Consider the following 16,201-nt stretch of genomic DNA (forward strand, 5'->3'; position numbering starts at 1 on the left):
CCGGCGGGAGATCTTCCAAGGCGTTGTCGCCCGCGCCGCCCGCCGCCGCGCGCACAGGCTGTCGATGTAGCCGAGCAGGTTTCACGCCTGCGGAGGGGCGCCGGGCGTCACGGCTCCGGGCCGCTGGTGGCGCCCGTGCCGGTGTCGGTTCCGACCGGGTTCAGCCTGAACTGCTGGCTGGTGCCGCCGTTGAAAGGCCGCTGGACGAGGGCGGTGCCGTCGGCGGGCGGGGAGCCGTAAGCGTCGATGACCTTGCCGCTGAGGCGCGATGTGATGCGGACGGCGCCGCCGCTGAGATAGGTGACGGACCATTGCTGGTTGGGGTTGCCGTGGCAGGTGTACTGGACGATGGCGGCGCCGTCGGCGGTCGACCCGCCGCGGAGGTCGAGGCACTTGTCGCTGCTGACGTTGCGGATCCGGTAATACCCGCCGTCCACCGCCTCGAAGCGAAACTGCTGGTTGGTGCCGCCGTTGCAATCCCAGAGATGCAGGACCACGTCGTCGGCCGTGGATACGGCGGCGTCGACGTCCACGCAGCGCCCGCTCTGGACGCCGACCAGGGTGTAGGTGGTGCTCGTCGAGATGTCCGCCTCGACCTCCGCCGGGACGGCGTGCTGCGAGAGCTCGGCGATCTCCGCCGGAACGAGCGCTCGGCTGTAGATCGCGATGTCGTCGACGTCCCCGACAAGGAGCCGACCCTCCTGCGGCCATCGACCGACGTAGAGGCTGGTAGGGCCGGGCGAGATCGTCCTCTCGATGGGCTCGGTGCGGTAGAGGCGCCCATCGATGTAGAGGCTCATGGAGAGCCCCTCGCCGTCGACGACCCCGGCGGCGTGCGTCCACCGCTGGAGCTCCAGGCAGGAACACAGGATGTGGTGGTAGTCGCTGATTTCGGGCCCCTTCCAGAACCCGAAGCGGATGCCCCGCGCCTCGCCGTCGTAGTCGACGTTGAGCTCCCATCCGCCGGTGTTCTCCGTGCTGATCACGGTCCTCAGGGGGCCGTCGGCAGGGGGCTCGTCGGTCAGCACGCGGACCCACGCCGAGACGGTCCAGCTCGAGGTGGCGTTCGGGAATTCGCCCACCGTCATGAACTCGCCCTCATCGAGGTGCAGCGCCCGCCCAAAGCGGCCGTCCTCCACCCACGTGCCGCCGGTGAGCTCGCCGTCGCGCCGGTTGCCGGACCGATCGGTCACGACCGTCCCTTCGCCCTCGTCGAACGCCCAGTATGCGACCATGCCCTGGGTCAACGTCGTCGGCGTCAGCTCGACGGCGTCGATCGGCCTCTGCTCGCAGGCCGCGAGCCCGAGCGACGCGACCGCGGCCAGGCAGCGGGGCGCGGCGCGTCCGCCCGCCATTGCCGTTGCGCTGAGCGTCCTGGTGATGGCGCGGTGCGGCGTGCGCGACGGCTGCATGTCAGGCCCTCTTGCGTACCCTAAACTTCTACGGTTCACCATAAAACTCCGCTGGCATGCCAATTGGCCCCGCGGTGTTGCTCGGAGCACAGCCGCGTTCTCGCGAGGGATATTCAAATTTCCAGCCCACCGAGAAAACGCATGACCTGAGCGTTCGAGGTGATTGAGTTTGCGCTGATGTCACAACCTAGGCCAGCAACCAAATCATCATGCCGCTCACGGCCTGGAGGCGAACCGCCGCCCGGAGGAGGAGCGGCAACGCGAGGTAATTTATGAGGCGCCCTGTTCTCTTGATCTGTTTCTCGCTCGCTGCCGGGCTCGTGGCATGCGGGTCGGGCGATACCGGCGCGGGCGGCGCCGGTGGCGGCGATACGGGCACGGGCGGCGGCGGCGCGACCGGCACGGCGTCCGGAGGCGGCGCGACCGGCACGGCGTCCGGAGGCGGCGCGACCGGCACGGCGTCCGGAGGCGGCGCTGCGTCGGGCAGCGGCGGCGCGGGCGCAGGCCCCGGCACGGGCGTCGGCGGGGGCGCGCCCCCGCCGACGGGGTTCGCGCAGATGGAGGATCTCGACCGCGGCGTCGTGGCCGTTCCCACGGACGGCGGCATCTACGTGGGCTTTCGCCTCTTCGGCTACGATCCCGACGACATCGCCTTCAACGTCTACCGGGATGGCACCAAGGTCAACGACGCGCCGATCGCGGATTCCACCAACTTCGTCGACCGCGGCGGCTCTCCGAGCTCGGTCTACACGGTGCGTCCGGTCGTCGACGGCGTCGAGCAAGGCGAGTCGGAGGCCGCGCCGGTGTGGAAGGATGGATACCTCTCCATCCCAACGATGGCGCCGCCCGCCGGGGACGGAACCACGTACTCGAGCGGCGACGGCAGCGTGGGAGACCTGGACGGCGACGGGCGGTACGAGATCGTCGTCAAGTGGGATCCGTCGAACCTCCAGGACAACTCGAAGGCTGGCCGCACCGGCAAGACCTACCTGGACGCCTACACGCTCGACGGCGAGCGGCTCTGGCGCATCGATCTCGGCGTGAACATCCGGGCCGGGGCGCACTATTCGCCGTTCCTCGTCTACGATCTCGACGGCGACGGAAAGGCGGAGGTGGTCGTCAAGACCGCGCCGGGGACGCGCGATGGGAGGGGCGAGCCGCTGAGCCTTGGGCCCGCGGCGAACGACGACGATTCCAGGGATTACCGCAACAACGACGGCTACATCCTCACCGGCCCGGAGTATCTCACCGTGTTCTCCGGAGAGACCGGCGCCGAGCTCGCCACGACGGAGTTCCAGGTGGGGCGCAGCGACCCGTGCAGCTGGGGCAACAACGAGTGTTACGGCAACCGCGTCGACCGCTTCGTCGGCACGATCGCGTTCCTCGATGACACCGGCCGCCCGAGCGCGGTGTTCGGTCGGGGCTACTACGCGCGCACCACGCTCTCGGCCTGGAACTACCGCGACGGCAAGCTCACGAACCACTGGACGTTCGACTCCAGCTCGAGCCGCGACAACGGGGCGTACGGCGGCAAGGGCGCCCACTCCATCAGCGTCGCGAACGTGGACGACGACCCGCAGCAGGAGATCATCAACGGCGGCGCCACGTTCGACAACGACGGCAAGGGCCTATGCACGGTGGACTTCTACGCTCACGGCGACGCGCTGCACGTCACGGATCACATCCCTTCGCGCCCCGGCCTCGAGGTGTTCATGCCGTACGAGAGCGGGGACGCGCCTGCTTACGCCATGCGCGACGCCCGCACGTGCGAGATCATCTGGAAGGGGCCGGACAACGGCGGCGAGGAGGGCCCCGGCAGGGGCGTGGCGGCGGACATCGACCCGCGCAACCCCGGGAGCGAGGCGTGGGTCAACAGCAGCCAGCTGCTGAGCGGCGCGGACGGCAAGAACGTCGGGAGCCGCCCCTCGTCGTCCAACTTCCTCATCTGGTGGGACGCGGATCTCAGCCGGGAGCTCCTCGACGGCAACGCCATCCGCCAGTACGACGGCGAGGGCGCCAATTTCACGGCCGACGGGTGCGCCGCGAACAACGGCACGAAGAGCAGCCCGACCCTCAGCGCCGATATCCTGGGCGACTGGCGCGAAGAGGTGATCTTCCGCTGCGGCAACTCGATCCGTATCTTCACGACGAACCAGGTCGCGAAGAACCGGATCCACACCCTGATGCACGATCCGCAGTACCGCGTCGCCATCTCGTGGCAGAACGGCGCCTACAACCAGCCGCCCCACCCGAGCTTCCACATCGGAGAGGGGATGGTCCCGGTGCCGAAGCCGGACATCCACGTCCGCTGAGGCACCTAGGTCGTCCAGCATCACCAGACCGGTCGGCACCCGCGTCGGTCCGCGGCGGCGTCGCACCCTAGCGCGACGCGGGCGCCCTGCGGAGGCCTGCGCCTTTCCTGAGCAGCTGCCAGCGTCACGGAGCGCGATCAGGGCTGCGCGATCTCGACGGACTGCACGTCGAGCTGTATGAACTGACCGACATAAGGCTCGGGCGCCAGGCAAGAGCGACCATCATCGCCGGGATCGTAAGAAGATATACTTGCGTATCATACCACTCCGGCGTGAGCGCCGGTGTAGAAGCTGGAACTGCCGGACGTCGTCTCGTTCCTATCGAAGCAGCCGGTGTCCCGCCTGGGATGGCTACGTCAGGTTCGTGAGCGGCCCGGTGCAGGAGCGCGGGTCGCCGAACGTTGTCCGGTCGTCGCCGAACAGGTTCAATATCGAGACGAGCAGATCGTTGTGCGGGCGGTTGGGGTACCGGACCCAGCGTCCGGTGCGCAGGCCTCCGCCGCCGCCGGCCAGCAGGAACGGCATGTTCGTCTTGGTGTGACTCGGCGGATCCGAGAGCTCGGACCCGAAGAAGACGACGCTCTCGTCGAGCAGCGAGTGTCCACCCATGTCGATCTTCTCCATCTCCTGCAGGAGATAGAGGTGCTGCTTCGAATACCAGTTGCAAATGCGCGCGCACTCGTCCGGCCTGAAGCCGCCGTCGTGCTGGTAGAAATGGTGGTGCTCGGTCAAGTTGAGCCAGGGGAAGGTGTGCTTCGCCTCGGTGTCGCTCCACTGCAGCGTGCCGACCGCGGTGATGTCGCAGGCGAGCGACATCACCAGCATGTCCATCATGAGCTTGCCGACCTTGGGGATCGCCGCGTCGGTCGAGGTGTCCTTGATCGAGCCGTCTACGGCGGAGTTGAGCCCCGTGCGCGGGTTGTAGTCGGACGTGTCGACCCTGCCCGGCGCCTTGCACGCGCTCGTCTCGACCGGCACGTTGGCGAGGCTCATCTCGATCTCGCGGATCTTCGTCAGGTGCTGGTCGATCTTCTGCCTGTCGGCGGCGCCGAGCCGCGCGGACAGGGCGGAGTAGCGCCCGTCGAGGAAGTCGAGGATCGATTTCTTCCGCGCGAGGCGGCGGGCGGCTTCGTTGCCGGCGCTGGGATCCAGCGAGCCGAAGAGATCGGTGAAGATCTCCATCGGATCGAGGCGCGGCGGGATCGGCTTGAACGGCGCGGCGTTCTCGAAGTTCGCGGCGTTCATCGGCGACAGCAGGCCGTGGGACTTGCCCGTCGCCCAGCGCACCGCGATCTGGATGCTCGCCTTCGCCTTGATACCGGCGGAGATCTGGGAGGCGATCACCTGATCGACCGACGGCCCGTTCCCGTAACCGCCGTTCGGGGAGCCCTCCTGAGGGCTGCCCGTGAGCCAGGCGATGATCCCGCTCTGGTGCTGCTCACCGCGCGCGCTCTTCATGTCGAGGCCGTCGACGACGAGCAGCCGGTCCTGCACGGGCGCGAGCGGCGACAGGATGGGGCCCAGGGTGAAGCTCGTCTCGCTGCCGGTCGGCCGCCACCGATCGATCACGGTCCCGCCCGGCGTGTAGACGGCGAGGAAACGCTTGGCGGGGGCGGGGGCCGCGCGCGCCGTGCGTTCGGGGCCCATGATCTCCAGCCAGGGGAGCGCGATGGCGATGGCGCCAGCACCGCGCAGCATGGCACGTCGGCTCAAACGAAAGTTGGACATGACCATCACTCCTAGCGGGCAACCAAGATGTAGTGGAAAGCATCCGTCTGTGTGAGCTCGATGAGGAGCTGCTTCACGTTGTACCCGGACGCCTTGAACGCGGTCGATATCGCCTGCTTTGTGCAAGCGTCCTCGGCGCGCAGGGTGAGGCCGTAGCCGTACTCGGCCCAGCGCGTCGCGAAGCAGCCATGCACCTGTTCGGCCTCGGCGAGCTTCTTCACGAGCTCGGTCGGACCGCTCACCGCGCCCGGCGTGCCCGGGAGCGAGCCGCTCGCGTCGATCGTGACGTCGTTCTCTGTCGTGCGGAACAGCCCGACAGCGTCGTAGTTCTCGAACGTGAAGCCTACCGGGTCCATGTACTGGTGGCACGTCACGCAGACCGGATCCTGGCTGTGCTGGCTGAAGCGCTCCCGCGCCGTCGCGCCGGTGTACGGATCCGGCGGCTTCACCCGCTCCAGGATGTCGCCGGTGGGGAGCGGGATCTTCTCACACATCAGCTTCTGGAGCACGAACGAGCCGCGGACCACGGGGTTCGTCGTGTTCGAGTGCGTCGTCCCGGCCATCACCCCCGCCTGGGTGAGGAGCCCGAGGCGCTGGGTCGTGTCGAGCTGCACCTGCTGGAACTCGTCGCCCGTCACGCCGGAGACGCCGTAGAACGCCGCGAGCGGTCCATTCATGAACGTGTACGGGGCCGTCAGGATGGATGCCCAGGTGCCGGTCCCCTCGAAGATCTCGTGCTCGAGGAACCGCTGCGTCTCCTCCCGCATGAGCGCGCCGATCGCTCGAGAGAAGGTCGGGAACGCCTCCGCGTTTCGCTCGAGATCCGCGAGGTTGCTGATAGGGAGCAGGTTGTCGAAGAAGAACCGGATGGTGGTCCGAGCCCGAGGGTCTTCGAGCATGCGCTCGGCTTGCGCGCGCACGCCTTGCTTCGTCGAGAGCTCGCCTGCCTGCGCGGCCAGGCGTAGCTCCTCGTCCGGCATCGTGCCCCAGAACAGGTACGAGAGCCGCGTCGCCATCTCGTCGCCCGTGGGCCGACGGAGCTCGGGGCGCTCCGGGTCGGATGTGCCCCATTCGATGCGGTAGAGAAAATCCGGCGATTGAAGCAGCCCCTCGATCATCGTCGCGACGCCGACATCGAACGCCGCATCCATCCGCCCGACGCTGTACAGCGCGAGGAGCTCGTCCGCCTCGCCGGCGGCGAGCGGCCTTCGATAAGCGAGCGGCGCGATGCGCTCGACGATGGTGCGCGCGCACGCTTCCTCGCTCTCCGCGCTCACATTGCTCGCGCAAGGGGCGAGCTTCGCGAGCGCCTCCCGGGTGGCGGTCGCGCGCCGGGCGACGCCCTCCGCGACGGTGCTCAGCTGCTCGGCCAGCAGGCTCGAGACCGACAGCGCGTCGGCGTCATTGCCAAAGCCGTTTCCGACATCCTCGCTCGGCAGCGAAAAGGCTGGCTCGGTCGTGTCACCGAAGAGGTCGCGAACCGTCTTGTTGTACTCGAAGCGCGTCAGCCGCCGCAGCGGCGCTCGCCCGGGGTGCACCGTGCCGTCCTCGCAAGCGCGCGGGTCCACCGTGGTGGGATCCTCTGCGCCAGGCTCGCCCACGTTGCCCGCGTTGCCCGCGTTGCCCACGTTTCCAGTGCAACCGCTGGCGACGATCAACGCGATCGGGACAGCTGACCGAAGGCCTTTGAGAGGACGCGCCTGATCATGGTTCAAGGATTTGTACATCGATGTCGCTCTTCGCCCGCTCTGGGCGCGCTGAAGTCCCATTGTCGAACAACAGTATTTGTTCTATAATTATAAATTATCGTGCAGCCTCAGGAGGGGTCCTGCTACTGTGTAGGACGTGCCGGAGCTGTGCTGGTTGATCCATGCTCCAGTGAAAAAATTAGGGAATCATCTCGATGGACGTGCTGTGTTTCGGCGGGCGCGCCATCGCCGATCTGCCCTCAACGAACTGGGACGCGCCGCCCCCTGGCGGCGGACTGATGGGGAGGGATCAGCGAAAGCAAGATCCAGCGAAGCACCCGTCAGGCAGTAGCGGATCGCCCTCGGATCGGCTCACCGCGAGAGCGAATATCGCAGAGATGAATTTTTGCTTTGGGAGCGTAACCCTGCTGCCGCGCCGTTGACGCTCAGGTTGGAACCTGGTTCGCGGCGTAGCCGACCCATAGGATCGCATCGAGTTCGTCCCTGGTTCCGGAAGAGGGTAGGCCCGAGCAGCTCGGGGAGACCTCCCGCCCAACCAGGGGCGAATTGGGGCGACGCAGTACTTCAGGGCCCGGGAGGTGGGTACCCGGTCCCCTCCTTCATGCCCAGGATCCAGCTCGTGACCAGCTGCACGCCGGCATTGTCGACCTTGCGGGTCCCGATGCGCGGCATCTGCCCCTCGAAGTCGCGGAGCTCCTGGCGGGCGACAAGCAGGCTGCGCGCCGGGTCCCCTGGACGGATGGCGTACCAGTTGGCGGGGTCGGGGTTCGTCAACCCCTCGTACTTCGCGTTCTCCGCCGGGCGCTTGTTGATGCCCGTCCGGACGGCGTCCGTCGCGGCCACGCTGCCGAGCTCGCTCGCTTCGAGCCTGAGGTACAGGCCCGTCTCCTGGGCCGCCGCCTCGGGGTGATCGTTGTGGCAGCTCACGCCGCAGTTCGCGTGCAGGTAGCCGAGCGCCTGGCGCTCCACGTCATCGCCCGGAATCGACAGCGCGAGCGCGCTCCCGTCCTCGATCACCCCGAGCGCGACGAGCGACTCGCGCGTGACGCCCTCGGCGCCCGGGCCGAGCATCAGCGCGTCCCAGCCGAGGACGAAATCGACGCGCCCGACGTGGCACTCCTTGCATTGATCGCGCGTCGGCACCGCGTGGCCGGTGCCGTGGAGATCGGGCACGCCGAAGTCGTTCTGCATCTGGATCGCCTGCCGCTCGTCCTCGGACCAGACATAGCTCGTGTAGACCCAGCCGGCGGCCGTCTTGCGCAGGAGGCGCGTCTCGCCGAGGCGCGACGCGCCGCCTGCGCCGTGCACGCGGAACTCCTTCCAGAACTGTGTCCCCTCGGGGTACACGAAGGAGTCCGGATTGCTCACGTCCACCCGCTGTCCCTTCGGGATCGAGACGAAGCGCCGCTTCTCGGCGCCGTCGCTCCAGAGCTCCATGGCAGGCTTGTACTCGAGCACGCCGCACGCGAGCTCGCGCTTGTCGAAATCGCCGTAAAGGCCTGTGCAGCGCAGGTCCACCGGCAGCACGCCATCGATCGGCGCGGCGCAGTCCGCGTCGGTGGGCATCGCGAACTCCACGCACCCCGGCTCCACCGGGCCGTCCGGCGGCGCGTCCGGCCCGGCGTCGGGGATCGACGCGTCCGGCCCCGGCTGGACGTCGGGCGGCCCCTCGCCGCCGCCAGAGCTACACCCCGACGCCAACAGCAGCGCACCGACGACACGACCTCTCCTCACGACATGATGAAGCATGCGCGCATGGTGCCACAGGAAAGGAGCGCAGGGGAGCGAGGTTTCGCCCGCTCCATGCCGCATCGCATCGCCCCGCGAGCCTCATCCGGCCACCGGAAGATGCGCGCGCCGACCGATGAAGCGAACTGCGCAGCGCCGGCGCCAGCGGCGGCCGCCGGATGGGGACTTGACGGCGGGGATCGCGTGCGCTTCATCTGCGGCGGAGGAATGCCCCGTGAGTGAAACCGGCAAGCGCGATGACGCTCCAAACGGAGAGCAGAACACGGCCCACGTCGTGGTGATCATGCTGATCGTGGCCTTCGGCGTGCTCGCGTTGCCGTGGATGGTCCTGCGGAAGCTGGACGCCCGGAACCAGACCCGCAGCGAGGCGGCCTCCGGCGTCACGGACGCGGATCTCGCGCAGGGCGGCAAGATCTATTACCGCTCGTGCACAAGCTGTCACCAGGCGAGGGGGGAGGGGAAGCCCGGGCGGTATCCGCCGCTCGTCGGCACGTCATGGCTGCTCGAGGACAAGGAGACGCCGATCCGGCTCACGCTGCTCGGCGCCGCCGGCCCGATGGAGGTGAACGGCGCGATGTACAACGACGTGATGCCCAACCTCGGCGTGACGCTGTCGGACGAGGAGATCGCGCTGGTGCTCACCTATGTGCGGTCGAGCTGGGGGAACAGCGCGCCCGCCATCACGAAGGACGAGGTGGCGAAGGTGCGCGCCTCGCTGGGAGACCGGGTGGAGCCGTGGGCCGGCGGCGCGGCGCTCGTCGAGGCCCGGGCGACGCGCGTCCTGCACTGAGGCGCGCAGTCCGCTTCGCGACCTGCGCCGCGATGGTCACTCCCGCACCGGCTCCTGCAGGTCCACCCCGAAGTGCTCGCGGTATCCCCGCCGCGCGGCCTCGCGCAGCTCGTCGTCGCCGCGGCTCACCTGCTCCTCGAACGCCCGCGCGTACGCCTCCGGATCGACCTCGCGCGCGCCGAGCCGCAGCTTCTTCCCGGAGAGCGTCTCCAGGAGGAGCGTGGCGACCCGGTGCTCGGCGCCGCCGCGCGCGACGACCCCGAACGGGAACAGGTGCACGAGCGTGAGCTGCGGCGGCGCGTCCCCGGCCGTCATCTCGGCGAGGTACGCCGAGAGCTCGCGGCCCACGCGGTCCTGCGCGTCGTCGGCGTAGCCGGCGAGCAGCTCGGTCACCGCGGGCGGGAGGGGCAGGTGAGGGCCGTCGATCTGGTGCTGGAGCTCGTGCCGCTCGGTGCCGGAGAGCACGGCCCGCTCCAGCGCCGCGCCGAGGCGCTCGCGCAGCCTCGCGAGCGCCGCGTCGCACCGCGACAGGGCGCCGGCGTGAGGGCCGGCCGCGCCGCCCGCGGCCGCGTGGCAGGGCTCGCCCTCCTGGCCGATGCGCTCGGCATAGGTCCGGATCTCGGAGCCGATGACGAGCGCAAAGGGGTCCTTGTCGCGCGAGAAGCCGAGGTGGACGCGGCGCTCGGCCGTCATCGGCTCGACGAGGAGCGTCGCGAAGCGGTCGCCGTCGACGCGGAAGGCGCGGACCTCCTTCACGCGGTAGGGCGTGGTGTAGAACCGCCGCGTGGCCCCCTCGGCCGAGACGCCGAGGTTGATGGAGGCGTCGAGGTAATACGCCAGCCCGGCGCGTCGCGCCGCGTCGTTCACCTCGGCGACGAGACGGCCGAACGCGCGGCCGGAGAGCTCGAGATCGTCCACCTGGCTGGCCAGCGCCGCCAGCGCCGCGGCGAAGTCCTTGCCGTCGGGCTGCGCCCTCGCGGTCGCGAGCAGCTCGCGGCTGCGCGCCCTGGTCAGCACCTGCGCCTCGGCGCCCGTGCCCTGCGCGCCCCGCGCGAGCGCGTCGCGCGTGATGCGCGCCCGCTCCCAGCTCGGCAAGAGCTCGCCGAACACCTTGTCCCACTCGGCCGTGGGCGCGCCGAGCGCCCAGTCGACGCCCTTCGGCGCGGGGCGGCCGAGCACGAGCAGCGCGCCGAGCAGCACGGTGACGGCGGCCGCGGCGGCGCTGGCCGCCACGATCGGCCGCGCGCCGGCCGCGCCGGCCGGGCCGGGATCCAGCTCGGCGTCGGGCACCGTCACGCCGAGCACGAGCACCTCGATCGCGGAGGCGAGCACCGCCACGACCGCGGCGAGCAGGAGCGCGAAGAACGCGACCGTGGCCGCCTCCACGCCCCAGCCGCCCGCGAGGAACGCGCGGTACACGAAGAGCAGCATGAGGCCGGGCATGGTCCACACGGCCGCGATCGCGAGGCCCGGGTGCTCGCGCCTGGGCACGCGGCGCACGTGCTCGAGGCCGAGGAGCGCGATCGCGAGCGGCCCGAGCACGAAGAGCAGGACCATGCCGTACCCGAGCTGGAAGCGCACGTCGGGTAGCGTGGCCACGAGCACGGCCGCGCGCGCGATCGTCTGCGCGGGGAGCTCGCCGCGGGACGGCCACAGGTAGAAGACGAGCGCCGCGGCGACCGACGCGACGAGCAGGGCGCTGCCGCTCCTGCGCGCCCGCGCGTGGAAGCGCAGCACCACGCCCGCCGCGGTGAACGCGAAGACGGCGAGGAACGGGGCCGGCCGCGTGATCAGGCTGTCCGGCAGCGGCAGCATGTCCCACGCCGAGCTCCGGCGGCCGAGCCACACAGCGACGTTCACGGCCACGAACGCGGCGAGCACGGCGATCGCGCGCGACGTCGGCCGCTCGATGAAGAGGCCCGCGCGGCGCTCCGTGCGCGCGCCGAGGAAGAGCAGCCACAGGCCGGCGATCGCCGGCGCGAGCGCGGCGAACTGCGCTGCGGGCGCGAGCTCGGGGAGCACGCTCCACACGAAGATGCCGTGCCCGAAGGCGACCTCGTACGGGACGAGCGCCGACAGCGCGAGCGCGAGGCCGCCGAGGAGGCAGCGCGCGCGCAGGCGCTCGGCCGACATCCGATAGAACATCGCGGTCGCGGCGCTCTCTTCCTGGGAAGGAGCGCCGGCGCCGCGTGGTGGAGGCGCGCCGGTGCGTGCTGCCGGAGCGGCGGCGCCGGCCTGCGGCGGCTCGCCCGCGCCGTCCTGCGGAGGGAGGAGGGGCGCGCTCACGGATCGACCGCCGCGCTCGCGATGCGCGAGAGCGACCGCTTCTGCGGGAACACCGGGTCGCGGTACCGCACCTCGAACAGCACGCGCTTGCCGTCCTCGGAGAACCACGGCGTCCGCTCCTGGGCGGAGCCCACCGTCAGCTTCTTCACCTCGCCCGTGGCGAGCGCCAGCACCGCGATGTCCGTGCCGCCGGCGCCCCGCGCCTCGAACGCGACGCGCGCGGCGTCGGGCGAGAACGTGGGCCACGACGCCCCGCCCGGGGCGGCGTACACCTTCCGGCGCCACGTCGTCGCGTCGATGACCGCGATGCCCGGCTCGTCGCCGTCGACGACGCACACGACCTTCGTGCCGTCCTTCGACGCCGCCGGGTTGCGCAGGTCCTCACCGGGCTTCGCGCGGAACGGGCGCTCGATCGAGAGCGGCTGCTTGCTCACGTCGACCACCGCGAGGTGCCGCACGTCGTCCTTCGAGGCGTCGGGCACGTAGATGAACATGAGCCTCGTCCCGTCGAGCCACGCGAACCCGCCGAGCGACTCGTTCTCGGTGTGGAGGCCGAACACCTCCTTGCCGCTGTCCGCGTCGAGCACCATCAGATCGGCCTGCGCGTCGGCCTCCGGGCGATCGTAGACCGCCACGAACCTGCCGCCCGGGGCGAGCTTCGGATCGACGAAGCGGTGCTCCGGGTCGACGCGCACGCGCTTGCTCTGCCCGGATCGGTCGACGATCGTGATCGTCTTCGCCCAGCCGAAGAAGTCCTCCACCAGCGCGACCCGGTCGCCGTCGCGCTGCGACGACGGGTACGAGTACACGTGATAGCCCCTCCACATCGGCTTGACCGCGCCGGGATCCGCCGTCGGGGCCGCCTGCTGATCGAGCGGCCGCCACTCCACCGTCTCCAGCGCCTCGCTGCGGGCGAGGTCCTTCGACCTCGCCGAGTGGAACACCGACACGTCCGCCGTCTTCACGAAGTAGCCGCCCTCGGCGGTGCCCACGAGCAGGTCCTCCGCCGCGGCGTGCGAGAGGAACGTCACGCGCCCCTGCTCCTCGGCCTCGACCTCCTTCGCGCGGGCGGCGTACGCGCCCGCGGCCCGGTCGAGGTTCGCTGCGCGGTCCTTCACGAACCTCCTCGCCGACGCGAGCCGCTCCAGCAGCTTGATGTCCGAGCCCTCCGTGATCTCGCGCACCGAGGGGTGGTCCATGAGCTGCGCGATCACCGCGTCGAGCGCCTGGGAGGCCATGGAGTTCGCGAGCAGGGCCATGGCCCGGTCCTTCTTCGTCGCCCCGGCGTAGCCGCGGATCCGCCCCTCGGTCGACGTGCCCTTGTCGAGGAACGTGAGCGTCACCGGCGCGTCGGCCCGGAGCTCGAAGTACCCCTCCTTGACCGGGTGCTCCACGATCTCGGGCGCGAGGCGCGCCTCGATGATGAAGCCGGCGCCGAGCGCTTTCGCGGCCTCCCTCGGGTCCCTGGCGCTCTCCAGCGCCTTCATCACCTCCGGGTCGCCGCCCTTCACCGGATCGAACCCGAGCTCGGCGAGGTGCGCGCTGAGCTCGTCGGCGAGCCGCGCCGCCGGCTGCGAGCCCTCCCACCAGTACCCGTCGAGATCGATCGCCACGAGGATGCGCAGCGGATCCGTCGCCGTGAGCGAGCGGAAGGCGAGGACCCCCGCCGCCGCGAGCGCGAGGCCGAGCACCGCGAACACCGGCCAGAGCCTGCGCTTCGCGACGAGCGCGTCGAGCGACTCCGGCGGATCGGCCTTGGGGGCGGGGGGCTGCGCGTCGGTCGGGGTTCGAGGGGCCTCCATCATGGAAGAGGAAATGCCCTGTCCGCGTGGCCGCGTAAAGTTGCAGAATCGATGCCTGGGCGGGGGCTGCCGCCAAGGCAGGATGTCGAGCCGCGTCCCGGTAAAGCGCGCTGGCGACCAGGCGCGCAGAGAGAAGGACCGTCGCGACTGACAAGCTCGTATCCATGGCAGAAGATGGGCCGGGGCGGGCGGCGGGCGAGGATCCTGAGGAGGGCGGGCGCTCGGGAGCAACATCGACACCGTCTTTGCGACCGCCGCCGCGCCCGCGTTGCGCGGCGACGCGCCGCGCAGCTAGATTGGCCGCAATGTCCGACCTGCTCGTCAACATCGATGTGCCGGAGATCGAGCCCGCCATCGCGTTCTACACCCGGGCGTTCGGCCTGCGCGTCGGGCGGCGCTTCGGCGCTTCGTTCGTCGAGCTCCTCGGCGCCGCGGCCCCCATCTATCTCTTGCAGAAGCCGGCCGGCAGCGCGCCCGCCGCCGGCGCGCCCTCGCGCGACTACCGGCGCCACTGGACGCCGGTCCACCTCGACTTCGTCGTCGACGATCTCGAGGCCGCTGCGCGCCTCGCGCAGGAGGCGGGCGCTGTCCCCGAAGCGGATATCGAGGTGGCCGCGTGGGGGCGCATGCTCCGCCTGGCCGATCCCTTCGGCCACGGCGTCTGCCTGCTTCAATTCAGCGGTCGCGGCTACGACGACATCGCTACCGCCGGTTGAGCGCGGATCGAGCTCCTCCACGACCCGCGCCCGCGCGGCCGCGAGCTCATCCGCTGCCAGGTCTGCAAGCGGCGATCTCAGGATCGAAAGCCTCGGGGTGTTCCCGACAGGTAAATGCACGAAATGAGTACAGCAATCCCCTGGCCCGTGTCCTGCTAGAGATGCAGGGCAGAGCGCCCGTGACGGCTTCCCCCCCCCCCCCCGCCGTCGAATGGGCGCTCTGCTTTTTGTGCTCCTGCGCGGCGCCCCGTACGGCGATCTCCTCCGCGCCGCCGGCTTCACGCCGGAGACGCTCGCCGCGCAACGACGCGAACGCGATGAGCGCGGCAGGCATGGATGCGAAGACGAGTTCGCCGTCGGACATGGTGTGCGCCGAGGATAGCGCACGCGCTCGACGGCCTGCGCGGCTCGCGTGAACGCGCGACGCGCGCGATCGCCGCCAGCGCTCCGCCCCTCGGTGGAGCGATGAGGGAGAGGCTTCACCTTTCTCCGGTGCCGCTCGGACAGGGCGCCACCCGATCCGCGCCCCCGAAGAACTCGCCCGCGAGCAGCGACCACGCCCGCGCGTTCTCCGGCGGCCCGCACTTGAACGGCGCCTTCCCGAGCCGCTCGCCGCGGATCGCCGCCCGCTGCTCGCGGTAGTACCGGATCGCGAGCTCGGCGGCGTACTCCCCCACGCCGTTGCCGGGCTGGAACGCGTAGTACGTACCGCCCTTCACGATCGTCTCGTTGGGCGAGTACGCCGCGAGGCACGGGATCCTCGTCCCGCAGCGCGCGACGATCCCGTCATAGATCGGCGAGAGCGCCGCCTGGGACCAACCGCCGTGCGCGCTGTCGTTCAGGTGGAAGATCTCGTGGAAGAGCGTCTCTCGCACCGCGTCTGCGGAGCGATGGAGCGAGCCGGCGAGGTTGTACGCGACCGTCCAGCCCGAGGCGTAGGCGGAGGGCGTCCGTGCGCGCACGGAGCGGAAGTACCGCAGCGCGAGGGCGCGGTGGCGGTAGCGCAGGGGCGAGCTGGCCGCGGCCGCGAGATCCGCGAAGAACGCGTCGAAGTCGGCGAGCGCCGCGGCCGTCCACTCCAGGTGGCGGCGCTCTGCGCTCACGGGCAGCTCGGGGACGAGGTGGAGCGTGCCGCGGTAGCCGCCGTCCATCAGGTGTTCCCGCTCCAGCCCGGCGATGCTGCCCGTTTGCTCGAAGAGCGCGGTCGCGCTCGCGGCGGCCTGCGGATCGCCATGATAGCGGAGCGCGAGCAGGCAGCGGACGCGCTCGTGCCCCGGCCGGGAGGCGGCCGCCCCGGCGATCCCGCGCCGGCAGGCGTCGATGCCGTCCTGGTGCGCGGCGGCGTCTTCCGGGAACAGGAGCGCGTCGGCGTCGTCGGCCGAGATGGAGGGCGCCGGCCGGGGCGCAGCCGGGAAGGGGACATCGCCCGTCGCGCCGCCTGCCGGCGCTGCCCCCGCGGACGCCGCGCTGGCAGGCACAGGGCCGCCCGCGCCGGAGGACACGCCGGGCGCCGCGGGCACCGGTAGGGCCGGAGGCGCCGCAGCCTTGCCAGCGGGGGTCGGGCTGCCCGGGCTGGAGGGCGCACACGCGGCCGCGAGCGCCGGGAGCGCGAGGAGCAACGCGGCGATGAGCGGCAACGCGGGGCGGGGGCGCATTCAGCCCAGGATGCCAAAATAGGCCGCGCCGATCACCAGCTC

The 16,201-nt window shown here is 70.6% G+C and carries 10 protein-coding genes; 3 read left to right on the forward strand and 7 right to left on the reverse strand.

Going from position 1 to position 16,201, the window contains the following annotated elements; translation table 11 throughout:
- Positions 1 to 107: 107 nt before the first annotated feature.
- Positions 108 to 1,412: an RICIN domain-containing protein gene (locus WMF17_RS15650; RefSeq protein ID WP_437650201.1), complete on the reverse strand. Its 1,305-nt coding sequence runs from the start codon at positions 1,410 to 1,412 to the stop codon at positions 108 to 110.
- Positions 1,413 to 1,684: 272 nt separating this feature from the next.
- Between WMF17_RS15650 and WMF17_RS15655 the strand changes: the two genes are divergently transcribed.
- Positions 1,685 to 3,724, forward strand: a complete 2,040-nt coding sequence (locus WMF17_RS15655) for a rhamnogalacturonan lyase (protein WP_437650203.1) — start codon at positions 1,685 to 1,687, stop codon at positions 3,722 to 3,724.
- 351 nt (positions 3,725 to 4,075) lie between these two features.
- On the opposite strand, the gene WMF17_RS15660 is transcribed toward WMF17_RS15655, so the two are convergent.
- The 3 genes from WMF17_RS15660 to WMF17_RS15670 all read right to left on the reverse strand — a co-directional run bounded on the left by WMF17_RS15660 (position 4,076) and on the right by WMF17_RS15670 (position 8,895).
- Entirely contained in the window at positions 4,076 to 5,422 is a 1,347-nt protein-coding gene (locus tag WMF17_RS15660) for a DUF1552 domain-containing protein (protein ID WP_437651349.1), read from the reverse strand.
- A 41-nt stretch (positions 5,423 to 5,463) separates the two neighbouring features.
- Positions 5,464 to 7,110: a DUF1592 domain-containing protein gene (locus WMF17_RS15665; protein WP_437650205.1), complete on the reverse strand. Its 1,647-nt coding sequence runs from the start codon at positions 7,108 to 7,110 to the stop codon at positions 5,464 to 5,466.
- Positions 7,111 to 7,725: 615 nt separating this feature from the next.
- The gene (locus WMF17_RS15670) at positions 7,726 to 8,895 is read right to left on the reverse strand and encodes a hypothetical protein (protein ID WP_437650206.1); all 1,170 of its coding nucleotides are present in this window, start codon (positions 8,893 to 8,895) and stop codon (positions 7,726 to 7,728) included.
- A 229-nt stretch (positions 8,896 to 9,124) separates the two neighbouring features.
- On the opposite strand from WMF17_RS15670, the gene WMF17_RS15675 reads away from it, so the two are divergent.
- Positions 9,125 to 9,700 (forward strand): c-type cytochrome, encoded by a 576-nt coding sequence (locus WMF17_RS15675; protein ID WP_437650208.1) that lies wholly within the window; start codon positions 9,125 to 9,127, stop codon positions 9,698 to 9,700.
- Between the two features lie 36 nt (positions 9,701 to 9,736).
- On the opposite strand, the gene WMF17_RS15680 is transcribed toward WMF17_RS15675, so the two are convergent.
- Positions 9,737 to 11,986 (reverse strand): hypothetical protein, encoded by a 2,250-nt coding sequence (locus WMF17_RS15680; protein ID WP_437650210.1) that lies wholly within the window; start codon positions 11,984 to 11,986, stop codon positions 9,737 to 9,739.
- Entirely contained in the window at positions 11,983 to 13,791 is a 1,809-nt protein-coding gene (locus WMF17_RS15685) for a hypothetical protein (protein WP_437650212.1), read from the reverse strand. The genes WMF17_RS15680 and WMF17_RS15685 overlap by 4 nt, the downstream gene beginning before the upstream one ends.
- Before the next feature lie 302 nt (positions 13,792 to 14,093).
- Between WMF17_RS15685 and WMF17_RS15690 the strand changes: the two genes are divergently transcribed.
- A complete protein-coding gene (locus WMF17_RS15690; RefSeq protein WP_437602891.1) occupies positions 14,094 to 14,504 on the forward strand; it encodes a VOC family protein in 411 nt (136 codons plus the stop codon).
- Positions 14,505 to 14,983: 479 nt separating this feature from the next.
- Here WMF17_RS15690 and WMF17_RS15695 read toward each other — a convergent pair whose 3' ends face one another.
- Positions 14,984 to 16,159, reverse strand: coding sequence for a hypothetical protein (locus tag WMF17_RS15695; protein WP_437602894.1), 1,176 nt, complete (start codon positions 16,157 to 16,159; stop codon positions 14,984 to 14,986).
- Positions 16,160 to 16,201: the final 42 nt, after the last annotated feature.

Origin of the sequence: Sorangium sp. So ce362, assembly GCF_051519845.1 — a bacterium.
Taxonomy (GTDB): domain Bacteria; phylum Myxococcota_A; class Polyangia; order Polyangiales; family Polyangiaceae; genus Sorangium.

Bases quoted from the DNA above. Each gene is read 5' to 3' on its own strand.
- WMF17_RS15650 (WP_437650201.1), bottom strand. From the start codon at position 1,412: ATGCAGCCGTCGCGCACGCCGCACCGCGCCATCACCAGGACGCTCAGC.
- WMF17_RS15655 (WP_437650203.1), top strand. From the start codon at position 1,685: ATGAGGCGCCCTGTTCTCTTGATCTGTTTCTCGCTCGCTGCCGGGCTC.
- WMF17_RS15660 (WP_437651349.1), bottom strand. From the start codon at position 5,422: ATGCTGCGCGGTGCTGGCGCCATCGCCATCGCGCTCCCCTGGCTGGAG.
- WMF17_RS15685 (WP_437650212.1), bottom strand. From the start codon at position 13,791: ATGATGGAGGCCCCTCGAACCCCGACCGACGCGCAGCCCCCCGCCCCC.
- WMF17_RS15690 (WP_437602891.1), top strand. From the start codon at position 14,094: ATGTCCGACCTGCTCGTCAACATCGATGTGCCGGAGATCGAGCCCGCC.
- WMF17_RS15695 (WP_437602894.1), bottom strand. From the start codon at position 16,159: ATGCGCCCCCGCCCCGCGTTGCCGCTCATCGCCGCGTTGCTCCTCGCG.